The following is a 22,399-nucleotide window of genomic DNA, read 5'->3' on the forward strand; positions in this document are numbered from 1 at the left end:
ATCCGCAACGTATTTTTTTTGCGGATTATTCTTTTGTTAGCCGCATTGTTATTTATTGCACTTGCGTATAATCCTTTAGAGCATTTTTATGCAGATGTGTTTGTGTCTCTGCGCTTACAATTATTGTCAGCTGCGTTAGTGTGTGCGCTGCTATTAATTACCCTCAAACTATTTAAATTAGGAGCCGCATTACTACTTGTGTGTATTGTAGGGGTTACCCCTGTGTTATTTAATCTATCTAGCTCAACATCCTACAGTGGGCCGGTATTATCTGTTAAGCAAATAAACTTAAACTATAGTAATAAATATATAGAAACTCATTTAGCAACGTTGTTGCAAAAAAAATGGGATGTGTTGATTTTACAAGAATTCAGCGACAAAAATCGTAATTTACTGAACCAATTTTTAAGTACAACTGATATGTTTGGCTATGAAGAGATAGAAGGAATTCCCTATGGCATAGTTGTTTTATCACGAATACCTATGGTGTATAAGCATCAAGTTAAATTGGATGCTGATAGATTAGGTTACATTAAATTGAAGTTTTTATTTATAGATCGCATTGTCACGGTTTTTGTAGCTCATCCTCCTTCCCCACGGTCAAGACAACATTGGCAAAATAGAAATACGTTATTAGCAGCACTAAACACGGCAGCACATAATGAAAAGGGCGTTTGGGTAATCGCTGGTGACTTAAATATTGTCCCTTGGTCTCAATACTTTAATTGGGATGATAGTAAAACGTGTTACGGAGAAAGTGAGCGGTATGTGAGCTTTATGCCTTTTGAACGTGGGCGATCTATTTTTACAGGCTTAGCCATAGATCATTGTATAATAAGTGAAGGCATTAATTTGCAAAGATTAACAGTGAGTGACTTTAAAGGCAGTGATCATAGAATGCTTAGTTATGATTTAATTATTGATTAACCTTAAAGGCTCAGGATTTTATGCTGAGCCTTTAAAAGTCGGTTTGCGTAAGCTATTTAATGGGCTTTGGTATATAAAAATTGCTCACGATGGCTTAATCGTCTGTTTTATATCATGTAATAGGTGCTGAAAATTTCGTTTGTGAGGAAATAACATAAAAGCAGCCGCAGTAATACGTAAGGCTTTAAATTTGAGCCCGATTTCCCTGTAGTACTCACCATAACACTCTAACATTCTCGCTTTAGCTTTAAGCTTTGTATCAAATCCAGTATCGTTTTTACATCGAGAAATGATTACTTTCATTGCATTAAGTCTATTTTTTCTATTTGCTGTGATTGAGCCTGCCCTCATTAAATAGCCCATTGATGTTTGAAGTGAAAATGCAACATCACCAATTCGAGCTAATTTTAACCAGCAATCCCAATCACTTGCGCTATTGAGTGAAGTATCAAATTTTCCAACGAAGCTGATTGCTGATTTTTTTACCATCACAGAAGACGTGCCTATCACATTAGCAAATAGGAGTAAGTCCATAGGTGATTTAAGGTTTTGATACCCTGTGCTATTTTTATCTATAAATTTTGAGAACTCCGGCCAATAAGAGAAACAATCAATAATTGGTTCATATTTTTCATTTACATGCATGTAATTAGTAAAACTTAAAACACAGTCACTATTTTGTTTCATATAGTTAATTTGATTGGATAACTTGTCGTCTGTCCAGTAATCATCGGCGTCTAAAAAGGCAATGTAATCGCCTTTAGCCTCTGATATTGCTCTGTTTCTCGCTTTTACAACCCCTGTATTTGGTTGTGCAATGACTCTAATTTCAGGCAGTGTTTTTTGAAGATTTTCTAACCATTCGACACTGCCGTCAGTTGAACCATCATCGACGACGAGTATTTCGTAGCTAATATTCTCTTGTCTAACAATGCTTGATATTGCCTTTGCTAAATAGGGTTTACAGTTGTAATTAGGAATAATAACGCTTACTTCAATGCTCATATTAAGTAACCTTCATTTTCTCAGGTAGTTAGACTACGCAAGATAAGCGCCAACGATTTTAATACGCTTCGGGGCGATTTTTTGTTTAATGGTTTGCATATTGCGATTTATCTTCGCATATTGATTTTTTAATGCTCATTTAAGCCGTTTTTTGCAGGGCATAGTTCTTGCGAAGTAACATTAAGTTTATCTGGAGTTTTTAAAATGAAACATATTGGTATTGTTGTCCCCAGCTTTCACATTCCATCAGAAACGTTTGTCGTTACTGAAATCAATGCTTTAGTTAAAGCAGGGCATAAAGTAAGTGTGCTGACGTTCGAAAACTTGAATGAGTGCATCAATTTAGATAATAGCGTTCGTATTATTGTTATAAAAAAATCGACTCAGTCTGCTATTAGTTTTGCATTACAACACCCTGTTATGGCACTTAAAAGTAGCATATTGGCCAGTAAATTTAGCGCTATCTCTCTTGTATCGCTAATGGGTTATGGACTGAATATTGCTGAGATAATTCATTCTCGTAAAATCTCTCATATCCATTGTCATTTCATGCATGCCCCGCTCACATATTCAATAGTTGCCAGCAAAATTGCAGGTGTTAGCGTGTCCTCAATAGGGCACGGTCACGATGTTTACGTGAACGATTCTGATTTAAAACTTAAATTATCACTGTGTGATTTCTCAGTTGCGGTATGTAAAGACATGCAGATAAAGCTAAATAATTACAGCGCAGGTAAGGTTCAATTACTGCACTGTGGTATCGATTTAAGTATGTTTAACGCCAAACCAAGTCGTCTAAATGAGTCAGTAAAGCTCTTATTTGTAGGGCGATTAGTTGAAAAAAAAGGTCTGCAATTTCTATTACCAGCAATAAAAAAGTTAAATAAAAAATACTCTATTTCGCTAGATATTGTAGGGGAAGGGCCTTTATTAAATGATCTAATTTATTTATGTGAAGAACTTAATATTGTTACTGAAGTTAAGTTTTTAGGTGCAAAAAGCCCCACATGGCTAGCAAAAAACACCAGTGATTACTCTGCCTTAGTGGCTCCTTTTTGTGTGTCTAGTAATGGTGACCGCGATACCGGTCCTGTGGTTTTAAAAGAGGCGATGGCCAGTGGCATTCCTGTAATAACGACAGAACTGATGGGAGCAAAAGAAATTGTTAATGACTCCGTTGGGTTTAAATGTGAGCCTTCTAGTATTGGCGGTCTCGAAAGAATTTTAACTGAGTTTTGTGATCTTAGTCCGTATGAAAGATACGCAAAAGGACTAAATGCTAAAAAGTTAGTGACTAAAAAGTTTGATGCAAATTCGCAAGCTAAAAAGCTATCTAACTGGATTCAAACTGTGTAGGTGAAACTATGAATGGAATTAAGCAAATTGCATATTTTGGTTTATCTACCTTATCACTTAAAGTGCTGGGGTTTGCTTTATTACCTATTTCTACACGTATTTTGAGTCAAACTGAGTTTGGTGAGCTAACTTTTTTAGTGTCAATATCAGCGGTTATGTCGTTACTTTTATGTTTAGGCTTACCGGAATTACTTTTTAAGCAACAAATAAACAACCCTCAAAAAAAGCGAGCATTATTTAGAGATGCATTTATTTTATGTGGTTTTTTCAGCAGTATCTTTGTGTGTGTATGTGTTTACTTTGTAGAGCCGTTTAGCGCGTTATTACCTGTTTCATTAACTTTAATAGATATAAAACTGTTGGCTGTTAATTTAGCACTATCATCGCTGCTTTCAATTTTATTTTGTTACTTTAGATACTACGAGATGGCTAAGCAGTTTTGTATTTTAGCTATACTACAGGGCATTGTTCAAACTGTGTGTACGCTTGTATTGCTTTATTTAGGCTATGGGGTAACCGGTGTGATGGTGTCGGGTGTTGTATCGAGTGCTTGTGTATTATTTATAGCATTATCGGTTGTTTTTCAGCAGATTAGCATCGGCTTTAAATATATTCCTTGGAATATTAGCTATAAAAATAGTCTGTTTTTATTAAGCATTATTATCTCTTCATTGTTTGTATACGCAAATAACGGTGCTGAAAACTGGTTTATTGTAGCAAGTGTAGGTAAAGAAAAACTAGCTCAATACTACGTTGCAGTGCAGTTTGCATTAATGGCGTCGTTTACTTTTGAACCGATTAGAATGTGGTGGTTTTCTCGTCGTTTTAATGAGTTAGCACAAGATCGTACTCGTTATGTGTTTTTATGCGAACTTAGTTTGGATATTGGCATATTACTTTGTGCGTCTATGACGATAGCGGCGCCTCATCTTTTAGTCGTAGTATTACCCGATAGCTATCAATTAAATATATGGCTGTTACCGAGTTTAATTGTGATTGTGGTACTAAGACACCACAGTGATTTATTAAATATTGGTTGTTATACCAAATTCAACGGTTTTTTTGTCACTGTAGTGAATGTTATTAGTGCTTTAACAGCACTGATACTGCTTTTCTTTTTGGTGTCTGAATTAGCTGTACTGGGTGCTGTTATTGCTTTAATGGCAGCCCAGTTATTAAAAGCAATACTTTTTTTTGTTATAAGTCAAAAGCTTGAATATTTATCGTTTAGTGTAAAAAACCTTGTGCCGAGCTGGGGATGTTTTTTAGTCATTTATATGATGAGTGCTTTTGACTTTCCACAATATGTAATCTGCCAACTCATCACATTTATCTGTTTTTTAATGATCCTTTGTCATAAATATAATCAAATAATTAGCAATGTCATTCATCACATATTGAAGGGCAGAGTGCATGATTAATTGGTATAAAAAACATTGTTTAATTATAAATGGGATGCTTATTACAGCGCTAACGCTTGTGCTGTATATTTTATTTGGTCCTATTGCTGCATTTGCATTATTACTGCTGCCATTTGCAGGATACTTAGCGGTTAAGATAAGTACTGTATTTATTATTTTTTTTATTCTATTTAGTTATTTTAGATTACACGAAGCCTTTGTTTTTTTAATGCCCCTCAAAATACCTAAAATGTTGGCGCTCGCCTCGCTGTTAGGAATTACATGGCATTTGTTTATTTCAAAAACCTTAAAGCCACATTGGAGCTCAACACATCTGATTTTTGTTATTTGGTTTGCTTGGCTTACGGTGTGTGTGTTTAGTGCAACAAACAAAGGGCTGGCAATAGAGTATTGGATAGGGGTACTGGTTAAGGTATTTATTATGGTGTTTGCTATCAGCTGGTGGCTAACACGGTTCTCTCATTTTAGTTTTGTTCGCATGGGGATCATGATCTCTGGTGTTGCTGTTGCATTGGTTGCTTTAAACAACAAAATTAATGGCATTGGTCTAATTGAAGGTACTCGGGTGACTATTTCTCGTGAGTATCGCTCACAACTGGGTGATCCAAACGATTTATCTTTAGTGTTAATGTTTCCCGTTTCTTTTTTAGCCGCTGAGTTATTCAATTCACAAGTTAATAAATACCGTCGAATATTTGCAGGAATCGGTTTAATTTTTACTATTTCTGGTGTTATTGCTACGCAAAGTCGCGGTGGGGTACTCGGAATTGCGGCCATCTTAAGCTTCTTTTTATATCAAAAAGTAAAAAATCCTGTCGTTGTTGCAATGTGTGCAGGTGTTGCGATGTTAGCTATGATGGTTTTTGCTGGTATAAGCGATAGGCAAAGCGGTGGAGCTGCAGAAGATGGGGTTGATGAATCTGCAATGGGTCGAATATACGCGTGGCAAGCGGCAATTAATATGGCGCTGTCGAACCCCTTAACAGGCGTTGGTGTAGATAACTTTTTTGTAAATTATTACTTTTACAGTCCTCATTGGGATGGCAAGAATCATGCAGTACATAGCACCTGGTTTCAGGTTTTAGGTGAAACAGGTTTTGTTGGAATATGTATATTTCTGGTTTTAATTGCCAGTATTTACCGAAGTCTTTCGAGAGTTTATTGCATTAATAAACTTAACTACAACCACCAAGTTGTTGTTAATGCTAATGCATTAAAGGCTGGCATTATTGGGTTTATGGTTGCTGGTACATTCCTAACACAAGCATTTACTTGGCCTTTATATATTATTCTGGCACTAACAATTGCGCTAGAAAAGCTCACAATACAAAGCAATAAGGAATCGTAGTATGTTAATACATTTTAAATACTGGCTTAAGAATAGCCCTCACCCTGTTGCGAAATCGCTGTTTTATTTTGCAACTTATCTTCGCAATCCACAAATGGTGGTTATTCCGTTATTTCACTCTGGATTCTATTACCTACATCAATTTTTAAAAACATTTTCCCATGAATTACTAAGAATACTTTATTACACCCCACTGTTTAAAAGTCAGATAAAAGGGAGTAAAAAACAGTTGTTTCTTTACTCAGGTATGCCACAAGTTTTGGGGGAGCTTAAAATTGAGTGCAGCGATAATGTACGGATGTCGGGTATATCGACTTTTTGTGGGCGGATGGGTAGCGTTACCACGCCAACTCTAGTTATTGGTAATAATGTAGATATAGGTTGGCAGAATGCATTTTCGGTAGGTCGAAATATTACGTTAGAAGATGATGTGCGGCTCGCGGGACGTATTTTTTTAGCCGGTTTTCCTGGCCATCCTGTTGATTGTGAACGAAGAGCACTAGGGGAGAGTGATGATGAGTCTCAAATTGGCGACATTACTATTAAACGTGGTGCGTGGCTTGGTACTGGAGTGACTGTTCTTGCTGGCGTTACTATAGGCGAGGGGGCAATTATAGGCGCAGGAAGCGTTGTTACGAAAAACATTCCGCCTTTTACTATTGCAGCAGGTAATCCGGCTAAAGTGGTCAAGCACATCAAGGAATAATAATATGAAATTTATCGTTTTTGGCGAAGATTGGGCAAGTCACCCGAGTAGTACGCAACATTTATTTTATCAATTGGCTAAAAATCATGAAATACATTGGGTTAACTCAATAGGTATGCGAAAACCTCGCTTTAAATTACACGATATAAAACGAGTTTGGGGAAAGTTTAAGCAGCTTTTTAGTAAACCTGAAAATACGGCAATTAAAACACCTTCGACGATGCAAGTTTACCGATTACCAGTCTTGCCATGGCACGATAATCGCTTTGTGAGGCGTTATAATAGGTGGGTTTTTTCTTTTTATTTTAAAGATATTCAAAGTAATGGCCCGTTAACGTATTGGTTAAGTGTGCCTACCGCAGAATACTTTTTCACTAAAAAAGCACAAGACACCCTTATTTACTACTGTGGTGACGATTTTAATGCATTGGCAGGTGTCGATCCTAATTTAGTGTCATCCTTTGAGAAAAATTTAATTAAGAAAGCCGACCTAATTTATGTTGTGAGTGATTTTTTAAACAATAAAATGCCGGCTCATAAAACAAAGCTACTTCCCCATGGTGTGAGTTATGATTTATTTACGTCTGATGTAAAGAGAGCCCCAGAAATAGATGTTTTAAATGGACCAGTAATTGGGTTTTATGGAAGTATTAATCAGTGGTTAGATATCAGTTTATTAACAGCGCTTGTTGCGGAGCGACCAAATTATCAACTGCTTTTGGTCGGAGATATTGTTGCTTGCACATCTGAGCTAATGCAGTTTAAAAACGTTACACATGTGCCAGCTGTTGATCACGAGCGTTTAGTGGAGTTTTCGGCACATTGGGATGTGTCTATTTTACCATTTGTAGATAATGAGCAAATTAGAGCATGTGATCCGTTAAAGTTAAAAGAGTATTTAGCCGCAGGAAGCCCGATTGTTGCCACGGACTTTCCAGCCGTAACACGTTATAAGTCGAATATTTACATAGCAAAAAATCAATTCGATTTTATAAATAAAATAGATCAGGCAATTGCCTTAGATAAAGAGCAGTTAAGCTCTCTTAAGTCAGCGCAACAGGACATCGCTAAAGATCATAGTTGGGAGTCAAAAGCATTGCTCGTTCAACATGATATTTTAATGTTAAATAAAGCGCCTTAGGCAGTAAACGATAATCTTGGCGCAGCCTGTGCAACTACCTTATTAAAGTACGCTATTTGCAGCTTAAATTTTTATTATGCAAATAGCAGCTAAATTTCGCATAGCAATATGCAAATGTATAGGTAGGGTTTATGTTAGTAAGAGAGCAAATAAAAAGGTTACTTTATTTAACCTTGTATAGCGTTTATACAAGGGCAAAGCTATTCATTTTACCACTTTTGATTGTTCCTTCAGTCGTGATTATCTTGGCTGTGACTGCGCAAAAGCAATACACAAACCATGCAACTATTTTAATTGAAGAGTCTTCGTTACTTAATCCATACCTAGATGATTTATCTTTTTCTTTCGATTTATCAAATCGAATGGCGGCACTTAGAACACTTGTAATTAGCCGAAAAGTACTAATAGCTGTAGCAAAAGAAACAGGCTTAATTTCTGAAACGGCTACCTCAGCTGAGATAGAAAAAATCCACCAAGAGCTTTCTCAAGCACTTTCTTTATCACTTGTTGGCGATGAACTTGTTCGTGTGAACTTCATATGGCATGACCAGACAAAAATGAAGATGGTGTTGGAGAAAGTGGTCGAAAAATTTATTGAAAGTTTATTAGCCCCAACAAGAGCATCACTTGATACATCGGAACAGTTTTTTTATCAGCAACTAGTCAGTCTTCGGGATGAGCTTGAGGTATCGGAAGAATCACTGGCTATGTTCAAAGCTAAAAATAGTAATACTCTGCCTGCCGTTTTACACAGTAACCGACAAACATTCGATAAGTTATTGAGTGACCAACAGCAAAAATCCATCGTTTTATCGGGTGCGCAAGCCAAACTTAAAGCGCTGACAACAAAAATGGGACAAGCCAATCCAATCCTAGGACGTATTGAAGAAAAAATTATTGCAGTAGAGTCTGAACTTAGCTTTTTAAAAACACGTTATACAGAAAAACACAGCAAGGTAATTTCAAAAAAAAGAGAGATGCAAAGTATAAGAAATCGTCAACAGTCATTAATTGAAAGTAGCAAGGAGCTTGACCTTACTAACCTTGATCAGCTTTGGCAGATGGCCAATACCTTACCCAGTGGCGGGGATAACGAAAGCAGTGTACTTGTCTCTCAAATTCTTAATTTAGAAGAAGCAAAAAACTCAGTTACTCAGCACCAGCAAGAATACAGCATGCTCGAACAGCAAGTTAATACAGTAAGCGAAAGACTTTTAGTGACAAGTGATATTGAAAAGCAATTAAGAAAATTAGAACGTGATTACGATGTTAAGCAATCATTATATAAAGATATGTTAAGCCGTTACGAAATGGCGAAGGTAACAGGAAAGTTAGTTAAATATGAAGGCCCAGATAAAGTAAAAAACATCGAGCGTGCATATAGTCCGACACAACCTATCAACACATCTTTTGCCGTATCAATTATTGTAGGCATCATTTTAGGTATCTTTACAAGTAGCACAATAGTGTTTGTTGCGACTTTATTCGATAGCCACCTTAAGGATATTCAAACCATAGAGAAGCTCTCAGCTCTTGAGGTCGTGACTATTTTACCCATTGTTAGAAATACACCTGTGGATTTGGTTTTCAATTCATCAGTGAACTCTATTGATCAGAGGAAATAACATGAATGTATTACATTTGGTTCAACATTTCAAAATAGGTGGTCTTGAGAAAATGGCCGCGACACTAATGCAAAAAAGTCAATTTTCTGATACGAGTGTTTTTGTTTCACTCGAAGGCAGTTTTAGTGAAGCAGTTAGAGACTGGCCGCAGCTAGCTGCGTTTGAGCATAGATTAATCTGCCTAAATAAGGCTGAAAAATTTGATCTAAATACAGTTCGAAAACTGTCAGCTCTTTTAAAAAAACACAATATAGATGTCATCCATAGCCATCATATAGGGCCAATGCTTTATGCAAGTATTGTAAGTTTAAAAAATCGCCAGATAAAGCACGTTTCGACTATCCATGACGCGTGGTATTTAAAAAGTTTTAAGCAACGTTTAATAACTAAATTATTAAATAAGCTAACAAAAATATACTGGGTCGCGGATGCACAAGTTGTGGCGAAAGATTTCTATACCGAAACAGCAATTAGAACCGATAGAACAATCCTAAATGGAGTCGATTTTAAACAGTTTTTTAGTACCAATGAGTTGGACGCTCGGCATGAATTAAATTTACCTAAAAAGGTGAGTTTGATTGGTTGTTCTGCTCGTTTAGAGCTAGGGAAAGGGCATTTTCCGCTTATAAGGGTTTTATCTTCATTGCCAGCAAACATCGAATTAGTGTTTGCTGGCAGTGGTAGCTTACGCAGAAAACTTGTTGATTATGCTAGCTCATTGGGTGTTTCAGAGCGAGTGCATTTTTTAGGCAATGTACAAAGCATGCAATTATTTTACTCTGCAATCAATGTAATGTGTCTTTACTCACAAAGAGAGGGGTTACCGCTATCAATTTTGGAATCTATGGCGTGTGGTAAAGCTATTGTTGCCACTGATGTTGGGGGGATCAGCGAAGTATTAACCCATAAGCAAGGTGTATTGGTTAAACCAGGCGATGAAATGGGGCTTAAACTTGCGGTTATTAAAGCGATTAATATGAAACAGGGAGAATGTATAAGGGAGCATATTTTTTCAATCGCTGATGCTAATAAAATGAGTGAAGAGTACGACCATTTTTATAATGGCTTACCATCGTAAGGGGAAAATCATGACTTATTTAATAATTGTTCTCATGGTGTTGATTGTAACCGTTGTGTACCATCACGTTGGTTATTTAGCGCTGTTAAAGTTGGTTAGTCGACGGGCTCATAAACGTATATTCCCAGAGGGGAATATAAGAAAAAATAATCGATTTGGTATTTTGGTGTGTGCTTTTAATGAGCAAGAACACATTAAAGAAAAATTACATAACCTCGGCGCTATGCTCTATGACACTGAGCTTTATGCCATTCATGTTTATTTAGATGGATGTACAGATAACACATACGAAGAAGCGATGTTAGCTCAATCACATCTTGCTCAGCAAAACGTAGTGTGCCACTTGCATTATAATAAACAAAACCAAGGCAAAGCACATGGTATTAACGAGTTAATTACACTAACTAAATCAAATTACGACGTGTTGCTGTTTACCGATGTGAGTGCCTTATTAAGTATTGATGTATTAAATAAAATTGATACTGATTTTAAAGATCCTGATATTAAGGTCATTACAGGTGTTTATGTTCTAGATGAACACGCAACCCCAGAGCAACAGCACTATTGGCAATATCAAAATAATGTAAAAAGCATGGAATCATCACTTGGTGCGGTGATTGGTGTACCAGGAGCCATGTTTGCTATTCGTTCAAAATACACAGATATATTGGATGAAAATACAATAAATGATGATTTTATATTGTCTATGAAAGCCTTAAAAAATGGCGGCAAAGCGGTCGTAAATAGCGATATTAACATTATTGAAAGAGAGTGCGATGAGCAAAGCCATGACTATGCTAGAAGAGTGAGATTAGGAGCAGGCAATTGGCAACAAATTAAAATATTATTTGAGCTATTCAATCCTAGATTAGGGTGGGTTAGTTTTAACTTTATTTCACATAAAGTTTTGCGTGGCGTAATGCCAATATTGCTTGCTTTAATTTATATTTTACTGTTTTCAATGGCATTTTTCTCGAACTTATTGTTAGTTAAGTTGTTGTGTTGCGTGATTGTAGCCGTCCATAGTCTCTTTGTGGTTAAAAGTACCCTCAACATTAAGGCCAAGATCCCTATCGTTGATAAAGTTAATTATATTCTTAATGCTTATTTTTTAGCGTTATGGGGCATTATTAAATTTGAACGTGGTGATTATAAAAAACACTGGGAAAGGGTTCATGATAGAGAAGCTGAACCAAACGTCAGCATTAAAGTTATAAAACGCATAATTGATATTGTTGGCTCTGTGGTAGGACTAACTTTACTGTCTCCGATCATGCTTTTAGTGGCTGCAACAATTAAAGTAAGTTCACGTGGACCGGTACTGTTTAATCAACTTAGAGTGGGAGAGAGTAATGATAACTTTGTTGCCCTTTTTAATGTCCTTAAATTTCGCTCGATGGTGGTTGATGCTGAAGTAGCAAGTGGCGCGGTATGGGCAAGTAAGGACGACCCTAGAATTACACCTATAGGGCGTTTCATTCGTAAAACGCGCTTAGATGAATTACCTCAATTATGGAATGTGCTGGTAGGCGATATGTCACTCATTGGTCCTCGACCAGAGCGACCTGTATTTTACTCCAAGCTTGAAAAAGATATTCCTTATTTCTCTCAGCGTACCTACGGTATAAAGCCAGGTATATCGGGGCTTGCTCAAGTAATGAATGGATATGATGAAAGTATTGATGATGCAAGGAAAAAAATAGGTTGGGATTATGCTTATATGTTAAGTACATCATCTCCACGTAGTTGGTTTTATATGGAATTGACTATTTTTTTGAAAACACTCGTTGTTATATTTACTGGAAAAGGGCAATAATTATTTTTGCATAATGCAATCCTACTTTTAAAAGGGAATTGCATTATGCTTTACTATCCTCAATTGCTCCCACCGCTAAATAAAAAGCCATTAATTATCAACATCTTAAAGTTGGTTCGTTTCTTGTAATAGTTATATTGAATTTAATATTTAATAGGTAACTACGATGATAAATTTAACCAGTGAAAATGAACATAAAATAGTATCGCTTCCAAATGACTTTTCAGGTTTTACTGTTGATGGATTTAAAGATGAATTTGAAGAGCTAGTTGATACAGGTACAGACTTTATTATCTTGGATTTTTCAAAGACTGAGTTTATTGACTCTTCGGGTATTGGCGCGATTGTCTTTCTTTATAAAAGAATAGAAAAAAGAAGCCATAAATTGTCATTACTCAATGTAACAGGGCAGCCGTTTAAGCTAATGAATCTTCTAAGAGTGGATAAAACCATTCCATTTATTGATTCGCTTTAACGATAAGGAGAGCGATATGAAAGCACACATTTTTTTCATCATAACCTTGCTTTTAAGTGGGTGTGCTTCTTGGCCTGATGAGGGGCAAGGGGGTTGGGCCGAAAAATATCAAAACTATCCATTAAATGATGAGCAAACAGATAATAACTTTACACAACCCGAAGATGTGGTGAGAAGTGAATTTGAACACCTTGTTTTTAAATTAGAACTTTTAAAGTCACAAGATATAAAAGCATGTATGCCAGCACAGCTTTTAAAAGCTCAAATTTACGAAAATCGTATTCGAAGGCTTATAGCTGCGCAAATGTGGGAAGATGCAGAGCATGACTTACTGATTCACTACCATGGGCTCAATCAACTAACAAACCATTTTGACACGGTTCAAAAGCTCACTCATTGTGCAGTTAATACCACTTCAGAAACGACTGTATCTAGTGTTAAAAAACAAGTAGCGGATTTACTAAATAGTGATAATCAATTTGCATTTAATGCGTTTGAAATAACCCCTAAATATGCAGCAAGGCTTGCTCAAGCGGCTGATTTAGCTAAGCAACTAGATAGTATTTCAATTTTGTTAGTGGGTCATACTGATTCAGTTGGTGAAGGGAATAATAATTATGAGCTTGCATTAAAAAGAGCTGAAACAGTAAAACATTGGCTCGTCGTTTATGGTGTTAAAACTCAAAGTATTACCACACTTACACAAGGAAGCTTAAAGCCCTATAGCAAGCAATCCCCAACGGAAAGTGTCCGCCATTCTGATAGGCGAGTTGAAGCGATAGTCCTCAATGCAAGCAATAATAATATGCAAGATGATAACGCTAAAGCACTTGTTAATTGGACAAAAATTATTAAAAGCAAAGAGGAGTAAACTATGAAATATATATTCGCGATTGCGGTGTTTATTTTATCATTCAATGTTTACTCAGCTTCTGATGAAAGTAATGCCATAGTGCAAGTGGGAAATAAGCTTTTTCTATATATTCCAGGTGAAGCAGAATTTGATACAACGTTTGAAGTGGATAAAAGAGGACAAATTAACCTCCCAGAAATAGGCCAATTTAATGTGGCTGACAAAACGACTATGCAAATTGAAAGTGAGTTAACCCCCGTACTTGCTGAACTATTTGTTGCAATGGATGATTTTTATGTGGCGATCCACAGCAGAGATATTCTTATTAATGTACTTGGTTATGTAGTGACACCATCGCAAGTGAGTATTCCTGATGATGGCAATATTCAAATGGTTATCTCTAAAGCAAACGGTTTAAAACCCGGTGCTCAGCTAGATAGAATACAGATAAGGCGTGGTAATGAGGTAATTGAATTTGATTATAAATCATATTTAGATACAGGAAATATTAGCCTGTTACCTTCTCTAAAAAGCAAAGATACTGTGTTTGTGCCGGTATCGCCTTTACTTGGTAATGTGCAAATAGACTTTGATGCGCAAACACTCAGTGCAACAGGGGATGCCAGTGATAGCAGCGCGATAACTATTTTAGGTGAAGTACATAATCCAGGGAGTTTTTCCTTTAAAGAAAATATGAGTATTTTAGATGCACTGATGCGCGCAGAAGGGGTCACTCGTTATGCTGATGTAACTAAAATAAGAGTCATTGTTGATAAAACACCTGTTATTTTTGATTTGAAAGGGTACCTAGATAAACCCTCAAATAGCACTATGCAACTGCTAAAACCTGGTTCTACAGTGTATGTGCCTATTATGGTTGATGACGTAAACACAACGTCACGTACGGTTTATATTATGGGAGAAGTGCAAAAACCAGGCGCGTACGAAGCGGCCGATAGCACAAACTTTTTAGATATTTTAGCCAATGCAGGCGGACCAACACGATTTGCTGAAACTCGCCATATCAAAATATTAACACCAGAAGGTGACAGTATTTTATTTGATTTACAGCGTTATAGCGAAGGCAGTGTAACGACCAAAGTACCAGATTTAAACCCTGGCGATGTAATTTTTGTACCTGAAAAAACAGATGTTAACGAAAAAAGCTGGCTTAAAATTCCGACTAAACGAGCTATCAAAATAATTGGTGCCATACATTCTCCAGGTCGATACGAATGGAGTAATGAAATGGATTTTACAGACTTAATAGCTCATGCAGGGGGGCCTACAAAAAGCGCTAATATCAATGATATAAAAATACTGCGTAATGGTGATGTTACACAACGCTTTGATCTTGAAAAGTATACTATTACTAATGGTGACACACCGCTGCCAAATTTAGTTGCGGGTGATACAGTTATATTTGAAGAGCTACCAGTTGATCCGTCGGATAATAAATCCCAATGGATCCGTCAAGAGTCGAGTAAGTCTATTTATATTATGGGGCAAATAGGTTCGCCAGGTCGTTACTCGTTTAACGAAAACATGCACTTTATTGATATTTTAGCTGCAGCAGACGGCCCAACAGCGACGGCAGATATTCGTAATATTAGAATCACTCACCGTAATGGTAATCGAGCTAAAGTAAGTAAATTAGATCTCGCCATGTACTTTGAAACAGGCGATGAAACTTTGTTTCCTAATGTATTACCAGGAGACACCATTTTTGTACCAGAAAAAGACAAAGATTGGCTCCGTACACCTAAAGAACGGGTAGTACGTATAATGGGGGCTGTACAAAAACCGGGTCGATACAATTTTGACGATACAATGTCCATTTTAGATGTATTAGCTGAAGCAGGCGGCCCTTCTAACTCAGCATTGATAGATAAAATAGTTGTTGTTAATCATTCATGTTGTAAAGAACAGTCTCGTGTATTTGATTTAGAGGCGTTTATTAAATCACCAAATTCAGTAAATATTCCAGTATTAAGAGCGGGTGATACGCTTTACATACCAGAGAAAGGGCAGGATTTACTTAGTCAATTTAAAGATAACTTTTTAGATGTTATTACTATTCTTGCATTAGTGGTGGGCTTATGAAATTAATACCAAAACAGTATTATGAGCTGGAAGTTATATGTAACATGATGATTGATAATTCAGCTCGTTGTATCACTTTTATCTCTTTATCAGGTTCAGAAGGGTCATCTAGTGCATGTGTTAGTGTTGCTAAGCGATTACAAAGCCAACTTAAATCAGTACTAATAATTGATTTAAACCCAATCAATACATTTTGCTCAGATGATAAGTTACCAACAATTTCTAAACCATGGTGCTTTGATGATATTTCTTGTCAATTAGGCGTGACTAATTATGAAGGTATCAGTTTATTAACCATTAAAAACCTAGCTAGGATTGAACCGGCGAAGAACAAACATGTACTAAATGACGCAGTTGATCGGCTAAAGCAAGAATACGATTATATATTAATTGACATGTCACCGGTGTTAAAATTGAACAGGAATAATGTGCCACTGCATTCCTTAAGTTTATGTAGTGAATTAACCTTCGTTACCGTGGGGCTGGGGGTTAACGATGAAGAGTCGCTTTGCAAAGGTGTGAGAGAATTAAAGCAAGCAGGGCATAGCAATATCAAAATATTGATAAGCCAACATAATTTTGCGCCATTAGGTGAGCGTATAGTTAAACTTTTAGAAAAGCATACGACGAAATGGCCAAAGTTATGTACTACTCTTAAAGCAAGAATTAATAAACAAAGATGGTTGTTTGAACATCATTGAGGGTGCAATGGATATATTATTTGAAAGACGCTTTGAACTACTATGGCCAACATTGACTGAGATTCGCCTCATTCTAAAGCACGTTTTAAGAGCGCTCAATGTAAAAAAGGATGAGGTGGATGCCGCAGGCTTAGTTACTACAGAGTATTTAACAAATCTAATTAGACACAACCAAGGTTCTGAGCATCAAATTTTATTACGTATTAGCCAGCCTAGTAGCGACAGCTACATATTAACATTCATTGATGAGCTAGCCCCATATAATCTTTTTAAAAACAACAATTCATCGTGGAAAATAGACTCTGGAAAACTCGTTGAAGGAGGAATGGGAGTTGAGTTAATTCGTTATTATTTTAAGGACGCAGATTATATAACGAAAAATGGCAAAAACTTTTTTTCATTCCCTTTAGAGCAAATAGATAGGCGTCCAACGATTATCTATGTTGATGATGATGTCACTCAGCTTGCCCTCATGAGCGCTTATCTAAATGATAAATTTCAAGTGATTGCCTGTGAAAGTATAGAATCAGGATGGCAGGCAATTTTAACCGCTGACGCAAGTATTTTATTACTGGATCATAAATTAAAAAATGGGACATGTGAGCCCTTATTAGAAAAACTTAATAAGTCTAATTTAAAGTCGCAACTATCAGTTGTTATGTTAACTGGCGATGACAGTGATGAAGTGATACATAAAATAAATCGCTTAGGTGTTGACGATTATTTAATTAAACCGATTAAAAAAAATAAGTTACTACAAAGCATCGAACGTGTAACTCATCGTTTTGCTTACTTGTCTTATCAAACTACTTTTGAGTCAGCGCCTTCTAAAATTCATTTACAAGATGAGAAAACCGCTCATATTTTTGGTTCAATTAGTTTGGGTAACGGCGGTGATTTTTTTATGCCCATTAATGATGAATGCAGTGCTTTTATTCTAGGTGATATGATGGGACACGGATTACAAGCATTAAAAGAAAGCTTTGCTATTAAAGGTTTTATAAGTGGCTTTTTGGCAACCGGTCTTCCTTATCAAAAAATGTTAGTGGCTTTAAATAACGCGATCTATAAACAACAGCTATGTAAATCTAGTTTAGTTACGCTTGTCATATTTTTCTTAAAAAATAATAAAATATATTGGTTAAATGCAGGTCATCCTCCACCTGTCGTTTTGCGAAAAACAGGCGAAATTTGTCAATTAAAAGGCACCGGTCCACTGCTTGGTCTCGCTCAAGATCATAGTTATACACTTTATGAAGCAGCGCTTGATAACGTTGAACATATTTTACTATACACGGATGGCTGGACTGAAAACCGCTTTACCGATAAAGATGAAATATGTGAATTAACTAAAATTATACCGTTAGATAAACACGCTCATGCCGAGTTTGCTAACACGTTATGGGAAAACTCACAGGTTACGCTTTCAAAAGAAATTGATGATGCTTCGCTTATTGTAATTAATTGAATTTGCTTTAATTAACCTTTTATAGTTAAATCATTACAGATTCACAGCTTCTTTTTGGCTTGCTAACAAGGAATTAACTATGCCACCAACAGTGTTAATTGTCGAAGATACTCAATCTCTTGCAATGATGTACCAATCATATTTATTACCGACAGGAGTAAATACACTCGTGGCAAGTGATGGTGCAACTGCAATAGCGATTATTAATAAGGTGCAGCCTGATCTAATCGTGCTCGACGTAATGCTACCGGATATGAATGGATTAGACATTCTTGCTACATTTGATCCAGAAAACTGTCCACAAGTTGTTGTATTAACAGGGCATGCTACAAAAGAAATAGCGATTCAGTCAATAAAGCTAGGTGCATGTGACTTCCTAGAAAAACCAATAGAAGCCGACCGTTTTCGGATTACAGTTAATAATGCGTTAAAAATTAAAAACTTAAAACAAACGGTTAGCCAATACAAAAACAAATACGAAAACGGAAAATACTTTGATTTGATTGGTAGTTCAAAACAGATGCAATCTGTTTATCAAATTATAAGTTCTGCTTCGGCCAGTAAAGCCACTGCATTTATTACAGGTGAAAGTGGTACGGGAAAAGAGCTATGTGCTCGTGCAGTTCATCAAGCTTCAAATCGCGCTGATAAACCTTTTGTTGCACTAAACTGCGCGGCTATCCCTAAAGATTTAATTGAGAGTGAAATTTTTGGTCATTTAAAAGGTGCTTTTACGGGGGCAATTGCGAATCGCGTTGGCGCTGCAGGTCAAGCCGATGGTGGAACATTATTTTTAGATGAACTTTGTGAAATGGACATTAACCTACAAAGTAAATTACTTCGCTTTATACAAACAGGTAGCTATCAACAAGTTGGCAGTGAGAAAGTTGTAAAAGTAGATGTTAGATTTGTGTGTGCAACAAATAGAGATCCATTAGTTGAAGTGGAAAGTGGCCGGTTTAGAGAAGATTTATATTATAGATTACATGTTATACCTATTGAATTGCCGCCACTAAGAGAGCGCGGCCAAGATATTATAGAAATTGCTGAAGCTTTATTTGTTAAAATAGCGAAAGATGAAGGTCATCCATATAAAGGCATGGCAGGGGGGGTTAAGCAATTACTTATGCAATATAGTTGGCCTGGTAATGTAAGGCAGTTAGAAAATGTAATTCGCAATGTATTGGTACTCCATCCTGAGGCATTTATAGATATTGATATGCTTCCCGCTTTACCTGAAAATTCAAAAAAAGCGATTGAACCAGCACCAATGAATCTTCAAACTAAACCTGCGAATATATTAATTGACGATTTACCGAATACACAAAATGATGTTAAAGCATTATGGTTAGCTGAAAAAGAATATATTGAATGTGTAATAAAAATATGTTCATCAAATATACCTAAAGCCGCTTCACTACTTGATGTTAGCCCATCGACACTTTATCGAAAGATTAAAAGCTGGGAAGAAAATGAATAGTTTATTTTCCTGTATACGCTTGGTGAAGCAATAAAAATTGTTTTTTACCAGAGAAACGCTCCTCTAGCATGTTATATGCGTCATTTAATAAGTTAATTTTTGCTTGGGGAGGGAAATCAATTAATTGCTCTATGCTTTTTTGACAATCTTTAGCATCACCAACACTCATTAAAAAACCAGTTTTGTTATTTTTAATGATACTTGGTATAGCGCCAACAGCACTGCTTATAACCAGTTTATGCTGAGACATTGCTTCTAATAATGTCATAGGCAAGCCTTCTTCTCTAGAACAAATAAGTAAGACATCTATTTGATTCCATATATTATTGCGTTCAGTTAAGCCATGATAGTGTAGGTTATTTATAACAGGTATTTTATTTTTTAGAGGGCCGTCACCAAAAATGTGAAATTCAACATTGTTAGACTGTTTCATGTTTTCAGCTAATTGAAAAAATATATCTGGTCCTTTTTCATAAGAAAGCCTGCCAACAAACCCAATCTTGATAGTTGATGTATGAATAAGCGGTTTTGAAGGAGCTGGTAAAGAGATAAAATTTTCAAGTAATTTTACATTGCTAATTGTATTTTTTATTTTGTTTGAGACCGCAAAATTTATAGATAACGATGAAAGCCATTGATCTAGTTTATTATAAAATTTAACTTTTCCATTCCCAACTTCGCCAGCATGGTATGTGCTAATACAGCGTTTGTTGATAATGTTACATACTAATCGGCCTAATATACCTGCCTTATAGCCATGCGTATGAACGACAGTGTTGTTATCATAACTGAGTAGTTTATTAGCGAGGTTTTTAATTTTCCCTTGTAAAAAGTCATACCTTATGTTTTCTTTAATCAATAAATCATAAAATTTTTGATTGCCATGATTTTTATAAAATAAAATTGAGCTACGAACATTATTTTTACTCAGTAGTTTTGATAATTCAACGATGTGGGTTTCAATCCCCCCCAACATGGAAGAGTCAACAAACAAAATAACTTGGTAATTCATAATAAACTCCAAAAGGTAGATATGATAGATTTAGCGGTAATAGAACAGCTCAAGAATGATATTGGCGACGACACAGCTGTTGAACTACTAAAATTTTTTGTCGACGAATCAAAAAAACAATGGCGATAATACTTAATTCAAATGAGCGTGATGAAATAGAAATTAACGCACATAGTCTTAAAAGCAGTTGTTATAGCTTTGGTGCGATAGCGCTAGGTGATACATGTAAATATATTGAGGAACTTATAAAAACCGAGCACTCAAAAAAGGATTTACATAATCTTCTAGAAATAGTCGAAGTGCAAAGCAAGCAAACATTCAACGAAATGGCATTTATTATTGCAAGCAATCAAGATTGCTCACAAAGCTGAATTGGTAATTTAAGTAACTCCGAGAATATGTTTTTTAGTTCGTCAATATCATGTAAATGTTCTCTGGACTGTAGTGCATTTTTATTGTCATTAAAAATCTCTTCAATTGCAGAAGGTGAAATACTTAAATCGTATATTTTAAAACCTAGGTGCTCTTGTAGCCAGTCGATCCCAGTAGTCGACGTGTGTTTCATGACGCTATTTTCTAGTGTTGTGTTCTCAATGAAAATACGACAGGCAGATGTTTCTTGAATAGCCAAAGAGATCTCTTCTACTAAAAAGGCAGGCATAACACTTGTAATAATACTGCCTGGACCAATTATGATTAAATCGGCTTCCAAAATAGCACTTACGCACCCTGGCGCTGCGGGCACATTTTTAGACAAATGCACTTTTGTTGGTAATGTGTCTAACGCATCAATAGCACACTCACCAAAGACCTCTTTATTATTTTTAAGAGTGGCGATTAGATCTGTAGGGATCTCTGTCATAGGTAAAACAGTTTCTGAATTACCAAGTATTGCATTAAAGTAAGCAACAGCTTTGGTGGGAGATTTGGTGAGCTCAGTTAAGCCCAACAACGTTAAGTTGCCTAAACAATGACCATCTAACACACCTTCTGAAAACCGGTGTTCATAAATTGAGTTAAGTGCCTTTCTATTTTCTGCAAGTTGCAGACAACAGCGCCTAATATCACCCAGAGCAATGCATTCTTGAGATTCCCTTATTTTTCCCGTACTTCCCCCGTTATCAGTTGTTGCGACAATTGCTGTTAAATTATTACACATTGGTTTAATTGCGCTTAAAACCTGAGCTAATCCATGACCGCCGCCTATACACACTATTTTCATTGTTATGCCTTTGTGTTTTATTTTCCTAACTTGATATAGCAGGAATTATTCCAAGACACATAAATTTATAATCTATTGATTTATAATTATTTAATGAGTTCTAAAAGAAAAGAGTCCGGTTGTTATTGCTCTTTTTTGCAAAGTGCAATGCATTTTGATGAGAAAAACTACAATGCAGAGTCATTCAAATATAGGCATAGGAAGGTGTTAAAGCGTAGAAAGTGCCTTTACTTAGGGCCTTATATGGACTCCCCATAAATGTCAAAAAGAAAAAGTTAAAATAAATTTAGATGCTAGCTTATATACGGGCTCAAATTGAGGTGTTACCTCTGGCCTCTTGTGTATTCGCACCTTCATGACTTTCTGTTGAGCAGTTTATGAAACTTCAGGCCCTAACAGTCTATTGAAGATTGGTCTTACCTATTTTTAGCGCTCTTATTGACAAATTTTAAGCCGCAAGTAATTGTGGCTGGTATTCTTTATCATGCTTTTGCATTGCAAAAGCCGTTCTTATCGATTTATTCGCTAAAGCAATTGCTGCTACTTTCTTTCCTCGACGCGCGGTTAATGCTTTCAACCATACATCTTTTTCACTGCGACTTTCTCTTTTTCTAGTTGGGAAACAACCGCTAATGCACCTTTGAACAAAGCACTTCGAAGCT

At 36.2% G+C, this 22,399-nt stretch carries 20 protein-coding genes; 16 read left to right on the plus strand and 4 right to left on the minus strand.

The window, feature by feature from the left end; translation table 11 throughout:
* Positions 1-45 precede the first annotated feature (45 nt).
* A complete protein-coding gene (locus P20495_RS12610) occupies positions 46-927 on the plus strand; it encodes an endonuclease/exonuclease/phosphatase family protein (RefSeq protein ID WP_242401470.1) in 882 nt (293 codons plus the stop codon).
* Positions 928-1,011: 84 nt separating this feature from the next.
* Here the strand turns inward: P20495_RS12610 and P20495_RS12605 are convergent, their stop codons facing one another.
* Positions 1,012-1,932 carry a glycosyltransferase family 2 protein gene (locus tag P20495_RS12605; protein ID WP_008135496.1) on the minus strand — a complete coding sequence of 307 codons (921 nt, stop codon included), beginning with the start codon at positions 1,930-1,932 and terminating at the stop codon, positions 1,012-1,014.
* Between the two features lie 204 nt (positions 1,933-2,136).
* On the opposite strand from P20495_RS12605, the gene P20495_RS12600 reads away from it, so the two are divergent.
* From P20495_RS12600 to P20495_RS12535, 14 genes are all read left to right on the plus strand, one after another.
* A complete protein-coding gene (locus P20495_RS12600; RefSeq protein ID WP_008135498.1) occupies positions 2,137-3,288 on the plus strand; it encodes a glycosyltransferase in 1,152 nt (383 codons plus the stop codon).
* A gap of 8 nt (positions 3,289-3,296) precedes the next feature.
* Positions 3,297-4,709: a lipopolysaccharide biosynthesis protein gene (locus P20495_RS12595; protein ID WP_008135500.1), complete on the plus strand. Its 1,413-nt coding sequence runs from the start codon at positions 3,297-3,299 to the stop codon at positions 4,707-4,709.
* Positions 4,702-6,057, plus strand: a complete 1,356-nt coding sequence (locus P20495_RS12590; RefSeq protein WP_008135502.1) for an O-antigen ligase — start codon at positions 4,702-4,704, stop codon at positions 6,055-6,057. Before P20495_RS12595 ends, P20495_RS12590 begins: the two co-directional genes overlap by 8 nt.
* Before the next feature lies 1 nt (position 6,058).
* Complete coding sequence (locus P20495_RS12585) at positions 6,059-6,763, plus strand: acyltransferase (RefSeq protein ID WP_008135504.1); 705 nt, start codon at positions 6,059-6,061, stop codon at positions 6,761-6,763.
* A 4-nt stretch (positions 6,764-6,767) separates the two neighbouring features.
* Complete coding sequence (locus tag P20495_RS12580; RefSeq protein WP_008135507.1) at positions 6,768-7,904, plus strand: glycosyltransferase; 1,137 nt, start codon at positions 6,768-6,770, stop codon at positions 7,902-7,904.
* A 131-nt stretch (positions 7,905-8,035) separates the two neighbouring features.
* Positions 8,036-9,529, plus strand: a complete 1,494-nt coding sequence (locus tag P20495_RS12575) for a hypothetical protein (protein ID WP_007375207.1) — start codon at positions 8,036-8,038, stop codon at positions 9,527-9,529.
* Position 9,530: 1 nt separating this feature from the next.
* Positions 9,531-10,607, plus strand: a complete 1,077-nt coding sequence (locus tag P20495_RS12570) for a glycosyltransferase (RefSeq protein ID WP_008135509.1) — start codon at positions 9,531-9,533, stop codon at positions 10,605-10,607.
* 10 nt (positions 10,608-10,617) lie between these two features.
* Positions 10,618-12,423, plus strand: coding sequence for a sugar transferase (locus tag P20495_RS12565; RefSeq protein ID WP_008135511.1), 1,806 nt, complete (start codon positions 10,618-10,620; stop codon positions 12,421-12,423).
* 166 nt (positions 12,424-12,589) lie between these two features.
* Entirely contained in the window at positions 12,590-12,898 is a 309-nt protein-coding gene (locus P20495_RS12560; protein WP_007375204.1) for an STAS domain-containing protein, read from the plus strand.
* Between the two features lie 16 nt (positions 12,899-12,914).
* Positions 12,915-13,769: an OmpA family protein gene (locus tag P20495_RS12555; protein WP_008135514.1), complete on the plus strand. Its 855-nt coding sequence runs from the start codon at positions 12,915-12,917 to the stop codon at positions 13,767-13,769.
* A gap of 3 nt (positions 13,770-13,772) precedes the next feature.
* Positions 13,773-15,854, plus strand: a complete 2,082-nt coding sequence (locus tag P20495_RS12550) for an SLBB domain-containing protein (protein ID WP_008135516.1) — start codon at positions 13,773-13,775, stop codon at positions 15,852-15,854.
* Positions 15,851-16,555: a ParA family protein gene (locus P20495_RS12545; protein ID WP_007375201.1), complete on the plus strand. Its 705-nt coding sequence runs from the start codon at positions 15,851-15,853 to the stop codon at positions 16,553-16,555. The genes P20495_RS12550 and P20495_RS12545 overlap by 4 nt, the downstream gene beginning before the upstream one ends.
* Before the next feature lie 7 nt (positions 16,556-16,562).
* Entirely contained in the window at positions 16,563-18,023 is a 1,461-nt protein-coding gene (locus P20495_RS12540; RefSeq protein WP_008135518.1) for a SpoIIE family protein phosphatase, read from the plus strand.
* A 79-nt stretch (positions 18,024-18,102) separates the two neighbouring features.
* Positions 18,103-19,503 carry a sigma-54 dependent transcriptional regulator gene (locus P20495_RS12535; RefSeq protein ID WP_008135520.1) on the plus strand — a complete coding sequence of 467 codons (1,401 nt, stop codon included), beginning with the start codon at positions 18,103-18,105 and terminating at the stop codon, positions 19,501-19,503.
* 1 nt (position 19,504) lies between these two features.
* On the opposite strand, the gene P20495_RS12530 is transcribed toward P20495_RS12535, so the two are convergent.
* Positions 19,505-20,515 (minus strand): glycosyltransferase family 4 protein, encoded by a 1,011-nt coding sequence (locus P20495_RS12530; RefSeq protein ID WP_008135523.1) that lies wholly within the window; start codon positions 20,513-20,515, stop codon positions 19,505-19,507.
* A gap of 119 nt (positions 20,516-20,634) precedes the next feature.
* Here P20495_RS12530 and P20495_RS20425 point away from each other — a divergent pair, with 119 nt between their 5' ends.
* Entirely contained in the window at positions 20,635-20,886 is a 252-nt protein-coding gene (locus P20495_RS20425) for an Hpt domain-containing protein (RefSeq protein ID WP_008135525.1), read from the plus strand.
* Here P20495_RS20425 and yvcK read toward each other — a convergent pair.
* The gene (gene yvcK / locus P20495_RS12525; RefSeq protein WP_008135526.1) at positions 20,865-21,737 is read right to left on the minus strand and encodes a uridine diphosphate-N-acetylglucosamine-binding protein YvcK; all 873 of its coding nucleotides are present in this window, start codon (positions 21,735-21,737) and stop codon (positions 20,865-20,867) included. The genes P20495_RS20425 and yvcK overlap by 22 nt on opposite strands.
* 448 nt (positions 21,738-22,185) lie before the next feature.
* Complete coding sequence (locus P20495_RS22680; RefSeq protein WP_008135527.1) at positions 22,186-22,314, minus strand: hypothetical protein; 129 nt, start codon at positions 22,312-22,314, stop codon at positions 22,186-22,188.
* Positions 22,315-22,399 lie beyond the last annotated feature (85 nt).

Source organism: Pseudoalteromonas sp. BSi20495 (assembly GCF_000241185.1).
Lineage (GTDB): Bacteria > Pseudomonadota > Gammaproteobacteria > Enterobacterales > Alteromonadaceae > Pseudoalteromonas > Pseudoalteromonas fuliginea.